This window comes from Roseovarius sp. B08, from assembly GCF_051417955.1.
Lineage (GTDB): Bacteria > Pseudomonadota > Alphaproteobacteria > Rhodobacterales > Rhodobacteraceae > Roseovarius.
Map to the genome: position 1 here is coordinate 1,637,737 of NZ_JBPRLW010000001.1, position 15,638 is coordinate 1,653,374.

The window sequence follows — 15,638 nt, forward strand, 5'->3', positions numbered from 1 at the left end:
GCCGCTCGGCTTCCACTTCACAGTTGACTTCTCAAACAGCTTATTGGTGTCATCCGTCTCTAGCTGGCGGGCGGTTTATTTGAATTTATCTAGTTGACTCCTCGCCTTGCTACCCACCCTATTTCCTCCATGAGTTTGCCCTGTACCACTCTATCAACAGTATATGCTGATGAGTCCGATGACAAAACCCGCTTCGTCCTGGCCTTCGTAAATGTTCCAACCGCTGAGATTGTTCAGCCAGAACACGATTGGGACTCGGCAAGGTTTTTAAATAAATGGGAAAGCAGTTTTGCATCAGTTATTAAGTGGCGCCAGTATCTCCGCGACAAGCACGGAATTCCTGTTGCGAAAGAGCTAAAGGGACGGAAGTTAGCCAAGGGCCAGAATAGATACAAAAACGGGAATCTCCCGCTGTACGGTCCCCCAGCGATCCGCGCATATAAGGACGCGCTAGATCAATTAGCGTTCCTGCCAGACCAAAGCATTTTTTCGATATGCGCAACTCGTGGATTCCATCTCTACGGATATTACAAGCTTGAGGCCTGTCTGAATGCAGCCTTTCAAAGAATAGAGACGCAGAACAAGCGATCCGGACAGAAATCGCTTTTAATGTTCGACGAAGGCCATGGCGAATACCGAACCTTGTTCCGTAAGGCCTGCCGATACCTACCCACAGGCTCAAGAATGGGCGGGTGGTCCGATGGCACATCGACGGCCAACAAGCCACTTTCGACATCTATTGAAGACGTCAATTTTAAAGACTCAAGGCAATCACATTTCATTCAGATTGCGGATCTAATCGCCTACGCGACTTTATTGAAGGTTAAATCCGAACGCAGCGATTTGACGGAAAAGGAAAAGCGACTGCATCTAGGGTCACTACACGACGCAATCCCCCGTAACTTGTTAAACACAAAAGTGCATACTGGCGGCACCGATGGAATCAAGCGGTTGGGGTAGTCGGGCGATCCCCTAAAGGACCGCCCTAAGCAAGTGCTCTCCATCCCATTCAGGTGGTCGCAACGTTGCCGTCAAAAACTATCACGCCTCGGATTCTTTTTCTAGATTCAAAATGTTATATGTTAGGCGACTGATATTAAAGCCCTTTGCCAATAACAAGATGCAACGCAATTTCTGCTCGGCATTGATCATCAAAGCCATTTGCAACGCAATTGTTGTAGCGAAATTCAAACTGATCAGCGTAGAGGTGCAGATGAGTTAATTGCTAGACCTCGCCACCACCAACGGCGGATCAACCGGAAAGCTGCGTACGTCGAACCAGGTGAACCGCGTTCCGTCTGGATTGCACTTGTTGCCCCAGCAAAGCCCCTCTGCACCCTGCCGGATCAGCGCCGCGCGGAAGGCGTTGAGGTCGATCAGATACCAGCGCTCCACAGCCGTCTGAGAAGCGTTGGAGTGGCCATAGAACAGCCAGTCACCTTTCCCATTCACTATCTTCGAAAGCTCCGTCTCTGCGCCTGAGGGAAGCTGTGAGCGCACGGTGAACTGGTAGGGGTAGCGGTCAGCATATCCCGGCCTGCGCACCCGAGCCGCTATCCGCATATCACGGGCATCGAGCATCACAAGATCCGTTGCTTGGGTCATGTCGAGCATATCGGGAGCCGCTTGCAAAAGGTGACTGCCAACAATGCTCTTGATCTGCGGTATGAACTGGTCAGACCACTGACGGTTAATGTCGTACTGAAATGTCATGTTTGAAATAGCCTTAATGGAAAGGCAGCCCACGATTGCAGGCTGCCTTCGACGACAAGGAAAAGGGCGATTTTCAGTTTCCGGCTCCTTTCACGCTCTCCACCTCATTCATGATTTCGCAAGCCAAGCGCTCAGCCATTCCCAAGACGCGCTCAAGCCCCTTCCAGTCGATACCGGAGGCTTCGTTCTCTTCGGCAACCAACGCACAGCGCAGAAGGGAATGCAGGTCTGCGGCCTTTGAGAGGGTGTCGGTGCTTGCTTGCTCTGACATCACTGGACCCCGCGAGTTCTGTCCACGCCCTCCAGCCGTTCGAGCGCTACCGTGAGCTCGTCGGCACGTCGGCGCAGGTCTTCGAAAATCGGCAGCAACGAGTTGCTTGCCAGCTTGTGTTCTTGGCAATTCGAGTCTGTGCTGTTGACTGTATCAACGAGCACTTCTGCCCCACCGATCAGCCCGGCGAGGAATGCTGCTTCGTTTTCGAGGTCATAAATAGTCTTGGTCATTGTCTAAGTCCTTTCTCAGTCTGCTGCGTTTACCGGATCCAAAGCCCTACCCAGACGCTCGATGCGCCCTTGAGCCATCTCGATAATCTGGACCGTTTCCTCGCGGTTCGGGTCGCCTTGCATGACCAGCGCCGCATCCAACAGGTTCTCGATCACCAATGCCTCTGTTTGCATTTCCTGGCGGGTCATTTTGATTTCATCGGGCATTTTTTCTCTCTCTCCTCCTAGTGAATGGCGTATTCGTGGACCGTACCGTTGACGGCGATCCGAGAAATGGTTGCGAGGTTCAGAGAGCGCGGTGCTTGGGCCTCGGCATCCCAGACAGGCATCAGGTGCGGGTGGCGCTCTGCGCGGGCCTGTACGGCTTTCTGAGCGGCATCAGAGGCGGCAGCGCCCCTCACGTGAAACTTGAGCGTGGCGGGCTGTACGCGCATGACACGCTCTGTGCCGTCTTTCTTCGTAAAGGTGACGGAAGCGAACCGGCCTTTGGCGCTGTCGATGATCTCGCGCTTTGCCTCCTGCGCCTCACGTTCAGATGCGGCCTTGTGGGCGGTTCTGAGTCCGCGCAGCTTCTCCTGACCTTCATGGCCGAGGTAGCTGCGATTTTCGAGGGCAATGATTTCTGCGGCGAGTTCGGCGGCAGGACGCTCGGCCAGCGCCGTGGCCTCACGGCGTGACTGCTCCATACGCCGCGCAACCGAAACTTTCTGGCGAGCTGTAAACCATGCGCATACCAATGCGCGGGACATCAGGGCGCTGAGCGGCTCACCGTTTCCCTGGAAACGACGAACAATAACCCAGGCGGCTTTCATGATTTCTACGCGGTCGTAATGCATTTCGATAACCCTGTTGCCGTTTTGCTTATCGTGTTATAAATATAGGTACAGGGTCACTATGATGTCAATACCCTGTATGCAAAATAACATACGAGGTTAGCAGTGACGCCAGCGCAATTGAGAATGGCCCGAAATGCTTTAAGGATTGGCACGCGCGAACTAGCGGAAATGGCGGGAGTTTCGTTCACGACAATCAGTCGCTTTGAGACTGAGAAGGGTGGACTTCAGCATGCCAGCGCCGAGGCAATTCGGAAGGCCCTGGAAAGCCAAGGCATCCAATTCCTTGATGACGGCCAAGTGGCTACAGGGCCAGGTGTCGCGCTTCGGGAAATCGAATAGTGTTACGCGTTGCTTTTGCTCTAAGCGTCTTCTTCGTTGCCGCTTGTCGCGAGGACGAAGATGAACGCTACGACACCGGATATAGCGATGGCTACGCTGAGGGTTACAACACCACCTGTGAGATCCGAGCCACGCTCATAGAAGGTGACTGGGATAGCTCAGCCTATTCGACGGGGTACAGCGCGGGTCGGATCGAGGGTGCGAATGCATGCTTGGCGGAGCGCGAGAATTAAGCCTTGATCGCAGCTACAGAGCGACGTCTTCAGATGTGAAGCCGGAAAATTTAGAGCACCGCAGTCCTGAGTAAGGGCTGGACGGAAGTGTTTGCTGCATTCTTTCCCACTCGTCGTCACAGTATCGCCGAGTTCTCCTTCCAGTTGTTCAGAGAAGGCAGGACGCACGTGAAGCGTATCTGACCGCGCTGTACAAAGAGTATCTAGTTGTGGGAGGAAAAAATGCACCTTCTTGTTGTAGATGACGAACCGGCGATCCTTCAGCTCATCGAGCTGTTGGTTCAGTTCAGTGGAGAACACACGATATCCACTGCAGAATGTGCAGTTGATGCACTTGACGTTTTGGCGCAGCCCGACGCCGAGCCAGTTGACTGCTTCCTGGTGGATATTCAGATGCCCGGAACAGATGGCATTGAGCTTTGCAAGATCCTGCGCAGTCGGCATGATCACAAGAACACGCCAGTCCTGATGCTGACGGCAATGTCAGACAAGTCTTACATCGACCGGGCTTTCTCGGCTGGGGCCACTGACTACATCACCAAACCATTCGAAATCGATGATGTGCGCGGGCGGATCAAACTGATGGAAGAGATTGTCGCCAGTCGTAAGAAGCAGAAACAACAGCCAGATTTGAGTAACACAGGTGCGAGCGAAATCGACGCGCCACTGGCACTGCATGAACCGTTCCACGTGCGCAATGTAAACGGGATGATCGACTACCTGGCGCTTGAGAATTACATTTCCCTAATGGCACGCAAGAAGCTGTTCGGTTCGGCTGTGTTTGCGTTCAGCATTCGCGACATCGAAGACCTGTTCCAACAAACCTCGCGCTACGAATACGAATGTCTCGTGGCTGATGTTGCCGAGGCCATCACAATGTGTCTGAGTACACATCCACATTTGATTTCGCATGCCGGGAATGGCACTTTTGTATGCATTGTTGAGGACGGATGGCAACCGGATGCAGAAGCTTTGGCCGACAAGGTGAATATAGCTATTCACAGCCTAGGACTCTATTTCAATGACGGCAGGCCGATGTCTGTCAAAGTGTCTGCTGGCGATGTCATCCGATTGGTGTGGAAAAGTGGCGACAGCGCAATAAGCGCCCTGTCAGCCGCGCATCAAAGCGCCGAGAACGAAAGCCGACGGTACGCAGAAGACCTCAAAAACTTCTGGGACGACAGGCACAGCGTATCACGCTGACTGGGGCTGTCCGCTGTCAGCCGCCTGATAGTAGGCTTGGCCCCATGTGAACAACAGGCGCTCGAAGCTGAATGCTAGTATTGGTTTTTTGTGGCGCGGTAACAGAATTGTTGAAAATGCCCGCTCAACATTTCCGTTACCAGTTTCAACGCAAAGCGTTATCGATTTGAGGAGTAATGGGGGCAGTAGCCAAAAACATTCAAACAAAATTGCGGCCTTGCCACGCCACCGAAGGAACCAGCTATCAACCTAGAGTGGGTGGCGCACCGCTTAGAAATTCTATAGTGGGAAATCTATAGGTGAGGATTTTAATCCGCCTCACCTGTCTCCTTATAACTGCGACCGGGCGCGTCTCGGTCGCTCTTTTTAGCGCAAACTGGCTCCGTAGACTGGATCTGCATCCGCAGAGGTTGCCCCTAAGCCGCACGGCGGATTGATGCTAAACACTGGCAGCTCGAAGTCCGCTCCTTCTTATGTTTGACGTGATGGGGTACCTTCGCCCCATGGAAAACCACAAGGCTCAACGCGCCAAGTTCAAACGTGCTACCCAACAGCTAGAGACCGACAACGATGATGAACGGTTTGCGAAGCAATTGAAAAAGCAAGTGAAGCGTTCTTGTGAGATGAGCAAGAAAGAAATCTCAGTTCATAACCGTCGTGTCATAGCCCAGAATATAAAGTCTACTCGCAAGTTGTTCGACAAGGGCTGACGAACATTGGCATAACTCCAAGCAAAACGGCATTGGCCTAGGCCTTGCCGTGAATGCCTTCGGTCACCAGTAACTATCCCCAGGTATTCCTTAAAGGGCCAGCGGTCAGGGTAAGCAAATTTTGGCTGCATACAACTAATGCGAGAACCGATCCTTGCGAGAAAATGGAGAATCATGAATGCTGTAAGTACACGAGGGTACGAGGGCAGTAGCAACTCATCATGTTAGGAGTGCAACATGTCGACCGAATGGACGAACCTTCAAATCTTGGAGTGTGAATCTGGAAACGGATCTCTTCTTACCGTCATTAAACAGTCAAACGGAAGCGAGCAGCGCTACGTTCTGGGCAACGGGACTCCCGTCTCGCCCAACCCTGACGGAACGTTTCGTACTCCCGATGCCTCAGACGTTCTGAACGTTGTGGGCTTCTGATTATCACCTACCCATTGCCGAAACCCGAGTTGTCGGCTTTGCGTAGAGCCGCCGTGGCTAGTCCCCAGGTCACGGCGGCTTGTTAACGGGCTGTCCAATCTGTCGGAATGTCGCTGTGCAAACTCGGCTTGATCATACTCTGCCAGGTCCTTCAAGCGGTCCAGGAACACGCCAGTGTCAAGGCGCGTGCCTCGAACCGCGCGGCTGGCCTCTAGATGTGCCTGATTTTTTGGAGGGCCTGAAGCAAGCTGGCGTCGGACACCGGCTTGGCAAGCATCGGGGCTGAGCGCAAATTGGGTCCAGTGATTGAAGCGCTCGGCGTGGCCGTCAATACGAGGAAAGGTACGCCTAAATTTGCCAATGCCGATGCCACAGGCTCGGATTCCTCACCGTTGAGGTTCACATCCAGCAAAGCTAAATCCGGGCTGTGTTCCTGTAGAATCTTAAGCGCCTGTGCATTGCTACCCGCAGTGCCGAGAACCTCGTAGCCCTGATTTTCGAGCGCGTGCACATATCCGAATGCTATGATTACTTCGTCTTCGACGACGAGGACTTTGGGCATTGGCATCAGTGTTTGGGCATTCAGTTGTTGGTGGAAAATGTTAACGTGTACGCCAAACCCCCGACGTTTGAGCTAAGTTCCGCTCGTCCGCCCAGTTCGGTAGGGCAAATCTGTTCAAGTAATCGTGAACCAAACCCTCTCCGCTCAGATTTTTTCACCGGCGGACCGTCATGCTCGGTCCAGGAAAGAGTTATTTGGCCTTGCCCGTCGTCAACGGCCCAGTGGACCTCTACTGTCCCGCCGGGCTCACTAAGTGCTCCATGTTTCGACGCATTGGTGGCCAACTCGTGCAATGCCAAGCCCAACATCCGTGCCGAGCGAGAGGGGAGGAATACCGTAGGCCCGTCAACAGACACACGTTCTTCGAAATCGGCTTGGTAGGGACGCAGCAAGAGCTCAACTACGTCCGAAAGGCTGACATCGCTGTAGCCAGCTTCGAACATCAAGTTTTCTGCCGTCACCAATGCGCCCAAGCGTCCGATGAAGGTTTGTTTGAAGTCTTCGGCTGACACGCCGTCCGTTCCAACCTGGTTCGCGACAGCCTGGACAAGGGCGAAGAGGTTTTTTGCCCTGTGTCCCAGTTCTTCAACGAGGATACGCTGTTCCCGGGTGTATCGCTCTCGCGCTTCGCGCAGACGCATTCTCTCGATAGCCGCCGCGATAAGGTTTGCGAGGCTGCGCAGGAAGTCTACATCCTCTTCATCGAACATGTTTGGCGATAGACCGTCGACTTCGAAAACGCCAAAAGGTGCGTCGCGGCCCGCGATGATCACGTTGACCATGCATCGAACACCGGTCCGCTTTAGCAAGGAAGGAGTGCGGAAACGCGTCTCTTGTGAAAGGTCCCGAGACACCACCGGACCTTCACTCACGAGCGCATAACCTGCGGGCGAGTCAAGGTCGTCCCCGATTGTCTCCTGTCCGACGACGCCTTCTGGCCAATTGATACCGGACCGCACGAGAAAGTCGCTCGAGTCTGGCCGATGCTCAAGGACTTTTATCTTCGCATCTTCGTGTTCCAGGGCCTTGAGCGCATCCTTGCATGCCTCAAGAAGAATGTCGTCGAGATCAATGGAAGAAAACGCGAAAGAGCCGAACTCGGCAAGTTTGGACCGCTGCAGTCGAAGCCTGTCTAGCTTTGATCGATCATCTGGCATTGAACCCTCCTTGGGTTGCATTAGCCAAACATGGGTGTCCCTGCATTACTAGCGGAATCGCGTTTTGGTGTCAGCCAACACTACCCAGCTGGCGCTCCGGCTCCACCTTCTTGAGTTCATCCAGAACCGTGCCCCTGTCGAGGTCCGTGCCGCGTATGGCGTCCCGCGCTTCTTCTGAGACTTGGGCGCGAGACACAGCGCGGTTGACCGTGGACTTGTTAACCCCTGTTTTTTCCGAGGTTTCAGACGCGAACTGCCTTTGATGCTGAGGTTTCTTGGTGGTGCAAGTTGCACCACCTACCTTCCGCGCCTCCCAAAGCTCTTTCCGCTTGGCGAGATGTTCAGCCATCTGCGTTGTGGCAACGGTTTATTAACCTTCCAATGCGACACCCCTGCACAGGAGACCTAAAGATGACCGAAGAACGATTGGAAGAAGCAGAGGGGATCCTTGCTGCCTACGTAGCGAAATATGGACTCAGTGACGAAGCGAGAAGGTATTTCGCAGACTCTGGTTGCCTGGAGGAGCACCCGCCGCGTAGGTGGGCGGCGGTCTTCAAGAAGCATGGTCTTCTTGACTGCCTCAAACCTTGTGGCGCACGGTTTTCCAGCACGATTCAAAACGGGAGCCACAATGTCGGAAGAAAATAGCGACGGCAGCGAAACGTATGCAATCTTGTGCGGCGAGTGCCGCAAAGGAGTGGAGTCTAGAGATGCAGAAGACGGCCAAGTTGAGTATGGCTGCAGCGACTGCAATAACTGGGACACAAGGGAAGAAGTGCTTCGCATCTCCAAGGAATACACTACTGAACAGGCTCAGTTGAACTTAAACAAGCATATGAAACAGATTGCTAGCCGCAGCAAAGGCATGACCTTTTCGGGAAGTACGACTTCTGACAAGAAATTCAGATTTGTAGTCGATAGCCCATTTTAATGGCAGGTAGCTTTGCGGCGAAAATCGCAAATAATGCGTCTAGTGACGGGGAGCTTTAATGCTGGTAAACTTAAACGAAATCTACTTGACCAAGCCCTCACAGGCCAAAGCTGGCACCTTGTTAATTGGAGGTGGTCAGTATGATCGCCCTCCTTTGTTCGTGTTTGAATTCGAAGGAGAGCCTCATGGTTTTGATCTGGCTGATCCGGCGTCAGGTGAGCCTGGCTTTCGCCCCAGGAACCTCGCTTCGGCTAACCATTTTTATCTCGGCGTGCAGCATTTCAACTATGAGGTCGATATTTCAGACGATTCAAAGGTCAGTCCTACGAGATCAGATATTTCCCCAGGATTATTAGTTGTGTCGAAGGCCGGCCCCTGTTTTGCCGTTCGCGAGAAAAATAGGGATACCTTTTTCATTAGCATTGCTGGCGAGATAAGTTCTGACGTTGAAGTGGCGGACGTGGTTGGTTTCTCTCGCTGGCGCATAACAATACCGGGGCCTAATGACACCTCGCATATAGTTTACGAAGCAGGTCACGACCAAAACACAGACTCTGCGTGAGGCTCAGAAATGGCTGGCTGCTCGACAAATCAAGCAGCCAGAACCGATCACCTGTTCAGTGGATTTGACCCAAACAGCATTTCGGCTGCTGAAGTATCTTCCGGCGTCAACGCGCCTTCGAGAATGCGCATCGTAGCCGTCGAGGGAAGGCCGGTCGCAGTCCCCACCAGGTCTGCCAAGGCGCGGCGCAAGGCAGGGTCGTTCTCACCCTGGACCGTTTGCTGGTACAGGTTCGCCGGGATTTCGAGGACAGATCCATAAACACCGCCGCCGCCATATCCGTTGAACGCACTGGCTGCATCCCGGACAAGCGGGATACCTGCTACAACGGCCATGCCGGTTTCCCTGACCATGAACCCTTGCACGTCTTCGTCCTCGTCATCGAAGAGCATCGAGTAGGCCAGCGCCATGAATGCCGCCTCGAAGACATAGAGCAATGCCAGGTCGCTGGCGGCGTTGCTGGCGGCCAGCAGCTTGGCTGCGGACCCTTCAGCCTGCGCGACCGCTGAGCGGCCCTGTACGGTCGTCACATAGCCCCTGTTCAGCTTCTTGATCATGTAGCCGCCGAGGGTAGTGAACAGCCTTACAAAGTCGCTTTGCCGTGTGTTGGCGCTAAGCGTGCCGCGCTCGAATCCTGACCGGTCGGCCATCAACCCGCTATCCTGTGCCCGCGCCACCATTCGATCCGCAAATGCGATGGCCGTGGCTTCGTTCTGTGTCCTGTCGAACTCCGCGCGGTAAGCGCCCAGCCAGGTCGGCATATCGACCGCATAGAACTGCGCCTTGATGATCGGGGCGAACCCCCATTGGCCTACGACAGTCCGCGCTTTCGCCCAGCGGCTGGCGATGGGCGTGCTGATTTTCACGTCATTCGCGAAGTCGTAGATATCCTTTTGAAAGGTGCTTTGGCGTTCGGCCATGAAGGTGGATTTCTCCATGACTTCACGCGTCAGGGCATGCGGTCGCTTCCGGTAATCCAGCATTCCGCGCATGAGGTTGCGCTTGCCTATCGTCGCGGCTGATTGCCCGAGGCCAGTTACCTGCAAGGCAACGGTTCGGAAGTTAAATGCCAGGCGAGAAAGCGTGAAGTTGTTCTTGATCGTGCGCGCGAAGGTATTGATCGGGTCCGTGTTGAAGATTGGACCGTTCGCAACGTCCTTCAGCCAGAGGTTGAGTGTGTTCAGGTCATCGACCCTTCCTGCGTCGATGAATGCCTGGCGCACATCCCGGTGGTTCAGGATGCGGTGCGAGTTATCGACGGCCTCAGAGAGCGTGACAAGGCGGATCGTGTCCCGCAGGTGCGTGAAGGGTACCGTCATATCGAACTTGAGTGTTCGGCCATCGCTGGAATTCTTCCGTTCAATGGTCATGCCGTTTCGGACAGCAGCCTTGGCATCACGTCCGGCAGAAACGAACTTGTCCCACGCCGATTGCTCGTCCCTCATGGCCGGGGCGGACAGTTCCGGGTCGTACTTGATCGGGTAGTACCCACCGCGCCAGGTCCCGTGCGCATTCTCGAACGGAACGGCTTCAACCTTTGTGGGCTTTACACCTGTCCTACGTTCAGAAACTTCGGCAAGCTGCGGCCAATAGCTGTCGATCAAATCCCACATGGACTGCACGAACTGCCAGTCGCGCTTATCCAACTGCCCGAGCAGAGCATCAAGCTGGTCCTGGGTTAGTCTGTTTTCGGCGTGCGCTGTGGGATCCAGCAACCTTGAGAGGTTTTCCGCGTTGCCGGTATTCAGCGCGACCGACAGGATTTCCAGTTTCGTCCACGGCCTGCCGTTGGCACCGGAAATGCGCTTCGGGCTTTGCATCCCGGCGATTTCCTTGGAGGTATAAGCTGCGAACAACTTGTCCATGCGTTCGGCCAATTCCACGGACATCCGGTGTTCTTCCGCTTGCCCCGCATCGATCCCGCGCTTGATCTCGTCATAGGATGCGCCGATTTCCTGCCCGCCATCCATTGCAATCAGCATCGTGTCTGCCGTGGCCAATAGGTTGAACGTGTTGCGGATGACGCCGCTTTGTTTTTTGGCCTTACCGGCTCCTAGGTTGCTGCGAACCTGATCTGCGACACGCGCGGTACTTGTCGCCAGTTCCCTGCGCCGGTTTTTCTCGATCAGCTTCTGCTTGAACCTGCCAAGGTGATCGAGGTTTTCAACGGTATCGAACAAGCCCTGAAGGTCTTCCACGGACAAAAGGCTGAAGTGCTTGGCCTGTGTTCGCTCCAGCAGCTTGGGATCGATTGAAAGCTCGGCCTCGCGCCCTTCCTCGACCATGCGCTGAACGAAGTCCTTCAGGCTCTCTTCGCGCTGGATCATCGACGCGGGCCGAACTCTGAAATCGTAGTCTGCCAGGATGGCGTCGATTTGCTCGATGTATCCGCCCGCCAGTTTTTCACGAACGGATTTCTTGTTGTAGTCGCGCATCTTCTCGCGCTTACGGGAAACCTCCTTCTGAAGCCTGCTGGCTTCGTCATAGAGATACCCATTCAGAATTTGCTGTTCCTTGGCCTGCAGCGCCTCTGTGAGCGCCTGAGGGCCTCCGGAGCGCGCAACCCTCGCAAAGGCCTCTTGCGCCCTCCTGGCGGCTCTACGTTCGGCCTGGAGGAACCTACGGGGCCGCACTGCCTCTGCCACCCTCATGCTTCGCAGAATGACCCTCGCGCGATGGCGGTAGCTCTTTGGCAGCATGTGCTTCGAACTAACTCCGAGTTGACCGGCGAGGTGCCGTGCTTCGGCAATGGACGTCTTTGCCTGCTGTTCGTTGTGAATGGCGTTCAACGCTTCGATTTCAATCGTGCCGTCATTCAGCGGGTCGCCATGTCGTTCGGACATTCGCCGATCAACCTCGATCCGAATGGCGTCAGTGCGCTTTCCGGCAGTCTGCAAGGTTTCAACCATCTCGATGGAATTGGTGAATCCGAAGAAATCCGCGGCGGCGGCAAGGTCCATGCCTTCGGTCCAGTAAATCGCCCGCTTACCGCCCAGTTTCGAGCGGCTCAGATCATCGAGGATTTCCGGGCCAAACATCTCAACCAGGCTATCTCGATCCAGTTGCAGATCAGGGATTTCAGCTTCAGTTTCGCCCAGCCAGCGCTGATTGGCGAACAACTCGATAAGCCGGTATTCCGGGCGTCGGTTCAGTTCCGCTTCGACTTCTTCCCGAACGGCCTTCTTCTCGGTCTTGAACCAAGCCTCACGTTCACGGCGTACCTTGGCCATCGTCTTTTCGAGCAAGCTTTGCTCGGCCTTTTCCTGCGACCGACGCGCCATGCGCTGGTAGGTCTCGAAATCAGACTGCGACATGCCCGCCGGTCGGCCTGTCGCGAATAGCGGGTCCATCGCGGCCACGTCCCGAGCCGCCTGAATTTCTCCGTCCGTCGCCAGCATGCGGTCCATGACCTCCCGAACCTCGTCGGTCAGCCGGACGTTCAATCCGCGAAGGGTTTGGTAGATCCGCGTGAGCCAGGCTTTAAAGCGGGCGAAGGTATCCGCAAGTTCGAGGGAAGGGGCCTTGCCCTCCATCAAATAGGCTTCCAGCGCCCGTGCCCATTTCTCATGTTGCTCGGTCGTGATTTCCTTTCCGTCGCTGACCTTCAGAAACTTTCGCACAGCATCCATATCGGCGCGCATGTCTTGTGGAGCGTCGGAGTTGCTGGCGAGGGACTGGAAGGCTTCGAGGAAGAAGTGTCCCGTCTCATGCGCGATGGTCGAAAGATTTGCATCTTCGAAGAGGCCGATTACCGTCTGGCCCTCGGTCACGCCATCTTTCGGGAACATGATGGAGCCGCGATTGACCTGGGACATCTCACGCCCGGTGCGCTCCACTGCTCCCATGCCAGGCCCGATAATCCGAACATTGGTCAGCTTCGACAGTTCGTCGGGTCCGGCTCCGTATCGCTCCGACATTGTACGGAAGAACGATGCCCAGATTTCGGATTCGGTCTTGGCAACTTCGGGACTGCGCCCTGCATCTCGCAATTGCGTAAAAATATCTTCGCGAACCTGCGCGTCCAGGGTATGGCGCAGTTCTTCCGTTGCGGCCTCGGCTTTCACGCGCTCATAGGCTTCAGACATCAACTCGGGTGCGTTTTCACTAAACTCCCGCGCCTGGCGAAGTGACATTTCATCTTCTGTCATCGTCGCGTTTTCAGCCATGAACGGGGCGTCATCCGTCCCGCTGATCCGCGTTGCGTAGACAGACATGGGAATTGCCACATCGCCGCCCGTGACTTCGGCATCCTCGAAGGCAGACCGATCCACGCCCCATTCGCTCAGCGCCTCGTCCAAAGGCGTGTCTTTCGCCTGGAAGTACTCGCGCATGGCATCGGCGGGAACGTACAAGTTCGCCATGCCAGCGCCCTGTGCCTCAAGAGCGCTTTGAAAATGATCGGGGCTTCGCGCTTTAAGCTTCGACTTCAACGCCAATGCGTCAACGGTGGCCAATTTCTGCGCAGTGCGATTTGAGTTCGCAGCCGCATTTCGATCCTGTTCGGACCCACGCGATGGGCCTGCAGTGACGACGGAAACACCCGCGCCACCAGCAACGCCTGCCATACCGGCATTGAACCAGCGCAGCAGCGTCTCGTCGGTCAACGCAATCTCTTCGCCCCCTGCGACCTCGGAAGCAATGTCTGCAATAATTTCCTGACCGGCCTCGTTCACGAATTCCTCGACCGCGTTGGCGGGAATCTCCCTTGCCAGCCGCTGGAAATAGTTGGAGGCGACATTCTCCAGAATTTCGCCGCTGACGCCTCGAAAGGGTCGTGCCGCAGGCCCCAGCAATTCAAGGCCAGCGTAGGGAACACCCGCAGCCATGGCCACTTGCCCCTGATCTTCTATGCCTTGCTCGATCAGGTCTGACTGCACGTCCCCGACGCCCATGCCGTAACCGGATGCAAGCAATCCACCGGGGCCGGAAACAGCACCCGCTATCGCAGTGATGGCGAGATAGGGCAGGGCTTGGCCGGTATTGTAAGCCAGCCAGTCTGCGAACGCCTTGGCGTCATCGATATCGGTGAAATTCGGTGTGCGGCCTGCGGCCCGCTCGAAGGCTGCAGAGTAGGCCCTGACGCTTTCAGCAAGCGCGCTCATCGCTTCTTTGTTAGAGGTGAGACGCTGCACCGTGCGGTCTATGATCCTCGCTCGCTTGTCCTCATCGGAGCGCAGGAATTCAAAGGCAATGGAGGCGGCTTGCGATGTCGGAGAGACACCAATGGCCTCGGCAACTTCATAGCGTGGGGCGTCCGGGTTCATATCTCCGATTGATTGAAGCCCTGCCAAAAGGTCCAAATCGTGACGGATCATGCCGGATACCGGAATGGTCTTCAGCGCTGTACCCATCTGCCTGGCACCTGTTACCCCGGTGCGAACGCCACGCCCGAATTGCGTATCCTCGCCGCGCTTGCCCAGTTCCACCCAGGCTTCGCCCTGTTCACGCCAGAACGTCTCCATGTCTGCCAGAACGCCGATGTCATCTTTGCCCAGGCCCGAGTTCGTCAGGTCTGCCAGCCAAGCCGTTGTCTTGGGGGCATTGGCCAAGCTTATGCTATTTCGCTTTTGCTCCGCCTCACGCTTGAACGGTTTTGGGTTCGCAGTAACAATACTGGCGGGCATTCCAATTTCGTCGCCGATGCGTAGGCTTTCCGCTACCTCGTCCGGGTTGCGGTGATCATAGGACAACATAGCGCTTGTTCGCGCTGCCTGTTTTCCCTTGAGGCCAGAGATCCAGCTTTCGGTCGCGCTGTCCTCGCGTCCCGCTTTGGCACTCAGTGAGTTTGCGAATTCTTCAAGATCCTTGATACCCATTATTCAGCCGCTCCTTCTGCCTTAAGCGCTTCAAGCGCAGATTCGATTTCCCGCGAGACAGGTTGTTCGCTTGCCAGCCAGGGCTGTTCCGCGTCTCGCATGCCCTTGCGCAGGACCATTTCGCCGAAACGCCCCTTGCCCAGCGACGTGGCCAGAACCGCAGCGAAGCTCTTAGAAAGCCGGTCTTCCTGGCCTCCGGGCATTAGACCCACCGGAACCTTGCCGATCAGCCTGTAGACGGCCCCCTGGAGGCTCTGGCGCGCATGCTCGGCGCGATACAGGGCATCTCCGAACGAGCGCGCAGCCTCTTCCGCTTCTGATATTGCCGCTTCACGCTCAGACGCCATATCGCGAATACCGGCAATGCTTTGGTCCAGCCGTTCCTGATCGCTGATTGCGGCCTCGGCTTCTGCTTCGGCAATCTGCCGGTCTTCCTCGCGCCGCTTGAATTCAGCGATTGCCTCATCGATGGCCGAGAGTTCATCCTGTGCGTCCCGAAGCTTGCATACATCGAAGGGCTTCCCTTCAAGGATGGCGTCGGAACGTTCGGACTTCAGCGCCGCGAGTACTCGCTCCTGTTCCGCCTGCCGGTTGTGCAGTTCGTCCAGGGTGATCGGTTGCTTCTTGGTGCGTGTCATTG

16 protein-coding genes are annotated in these 15,638 nt (G+C 55.5%); 6 read left to right on the plus strand and 10 right to left on the minus strand.

Features of this window, described 5'->3' with window-relative positions:
- Positions 1–129 precede the first annotated feature (129 nt).
- Entirely contained in the window at positions 130–960 is an 831-nt protein-coding gene (locus ACSQ76_RS08310; protein WP_437156206.1) for a DUF3800 domain-containing protein, read from the plus strand.
- Between the two features lie 258 nt (positions 961–1,218).
- On the opposite strand, the gene ACSQ76_RS08315 is transcribed toward ACSQ76_RS08310, so the two are convergent.
- The 5 genes from ACSQ76_RS08315 to ACSQ76_RS08335 form a co-directional block, all read right to left on the minus strand.
- Complete coding sequence (locus ACSQ76_RS08315; RefSeq protein ID WP_437156207.1) at positions 1,219–1,713, minus strand: hypothetical protein; 495 nt, start codon at positions 1,711–1,713, stop codon at positions 1,219–1,221.
- A gap of 73 nt (positions 1,714–1,786) precedes the next feature.
- Positions 1,787–1,984 (minus strand): hypothetical protein, encoded by a 198-nt coding sequence (locus ACSQ76_RS08320; RefSeq protein ID WP_437156208.1) that lies wholly within the window; start codon positions 1,982–1,984, stop codon positions 1,787–1,789.
- Positions 1,984–2,217, minus strand: coding sequence for a hypothetical protein (locus tag ACSQ76_RS08325; RefSeq protein WP_437156209.1), 234 nt, complete (start codon positions 2,215–2,217; stop codon positions 1,984–1,986). The genes ACSQ76_RS08320 and ACSQ76_RS08325 overlap by 1 nt, the downstream gene beginning before the upstream one ends.
- A 15-nt stretch (positions 2,218–2,232) precedes the next feature.
- Entirely contained in the window at positions 2,233–2,424 is a 192-nt protein-coding gene (locus ACSQ76_RS08330) for a hypothetical protein (protein WP_437156210.1), read from the minus strand.
- A gap of 17 nt (positions 2,425–2,441) precedes the next feature.
- Positions 2,442–3,053: a hypothetical protein gene (locus tag ACSQ76_RS08335; protein ID WP_437156211.1), complete on the minus strand. Its 612-nt coding sequence runs from the start codon at positions 3,051–3,053 to the stop codon at positions 2,442–2,444.
- A gap of 794 nt (positions 3,054–3,847) precedes the next feature.
- Between ACSQ76_RS08335 and ACSQ76_RS08340 the strand changes: the two genes are divergently transcribed.
- Both ACSQ76_RS08340 and ACSQ76_RS08345 read left to right on the plus strand, forming a co-directional pair.
- Positions 3,848–4,828, plus strand: coding sequence for a response regulator transcription factor (locus tag ACSQ76_RS08340; protein ID WP_437156212.1), 981 nt, complete (start codon positions 3,848–3,850; stop codon positions 4,826–4,828).
- Between the two features lie 503 nt (positions 4,829–5,331).
- Entirely contained in the window at positions 5,332–5,538 is a 207-nt protein-coding gene (locus tag ACSQ76_RS08345; protein ID WP_437156213.1) for a hypothetical protein, read from the plus strand.
- A 643-nt stretch (positions 5,539–6,181) separates the two neighbouring features.
- Here ACSQ76_RS08345 and ACSQ76_RS08350 read toward each other — a convergent pair.
- From ACSQ76_RS08350 to ACSQ76_RS08360, 3 genes are all read right to left on the minus strand, one after another.
- Complete coding sequence (locus tag ACSQ76_RS08350) at positions 6,182–6,532, minus strand: response regulator (protein ID WP_437156214.1); 351 nt, start codon at positions 6,530–6,532, stop codon at positions 6,182–6,184.
- Positions 6,533–6,552: 20 nt separating this feature from the next.
- Positions 6,553–7,689 (minus strand): sensor histidine kinase, encoded by a 1,137-nt coding sequence (locus ACSQ76_RS08355; protein ID WP_437156215.1) that lies wholly within the window; start codon positions 7,687–7,689, stop codon positions 6,553–6,555.
- Positions 7,690–7,759: 70 nt separating this feature from the next.
- Entirely contained in the window at positions 7,760–8,038 is a 279-nt protein-coding gene (locus tag ACSQ76_RS08360) for a hypothetical protein (protein WP_437156216.1), read from the minus strand.
- 62 nt (positions 8,039–8,100) lie between these two features.
- Here ACSQ76_RS08360 and ACSQ76_RS08365 point away from each other — a divergent pair, with 62 nt between their 5' ends.
- From ACSQ76_RS08365 to ACSQ76_RS08375, 3 genes are all read left to right on the plus strand, one after another.
- Complete coding sequence (locus ACSQ76_RS08365) at positions 8,101–8,337, plus strand: hypothetical protein (protein WP_437156217.1); 237 nt, start codon at positions 8,101–8,103, stop codon at positions 8,335–8,337.
- Positions 8,321–8,620: a hypothetical protein gene (locus ACSQ76_RS08370; protein WP_437156218.1), complete on the plus strand. Its 300-nt coding sequence runs from the start codon at positions 8,321–8,323 to the stop codon at positions 8,618–8,620. Before ACSQ76_RS08365 ends, ACSQ76_RS08370 begins: the two co-directional genes overlap by 17 nt.
- A gap of 85 nt (positions 8,621–8,705) precedes the next feature.
- Entirely contained in the window at positions 8,706–9,182 is a 477-nt protein-coding gene (locus ACSQ76_RS08375; RefSeq protein WP_437156219.1) for a hypothetical protein, read from the plus strand.
- 47 nt (positions 9,183–9,229) lie between these two features.
- On the opposite strand, the gene ACSQ76_RS08380 is transcribed toward ACSQ76_RS08375, so the two are convergent.
- Both ACSQ76_RS08380 and ACSQ76_RS08385 read right to left on the minus strand, forming a co-directional pair.
- Positions 9,230–14,998 (minus strand): hypothetical protein, encoded by a 5,769-nt coding sequence (locus ACSQ76_RS08380; protein ID WP_437156220.1) that lies wholly within the window; start codon positions 14,996–14,998, stop codon positions 9,230–9,232.
- Positions 14,998–15,636 (minus strand): hypothetical protein, encoded by a 639-nt coding sequence (locus tag ACSQ76_RS08385; RefSeq protein WP_437156221.1) that lies wholly within the window; start codon positions 15,634–15,636, stop codon positions 14,998–15,000. The genes ACSQ76_RS08380 and ACSQ76_RS08385 overlap by 1 nt, the downstream gene beginning before the upstream one ends.
- Positions 15,637–15,638: the final 2 nt, after the last annotated feature.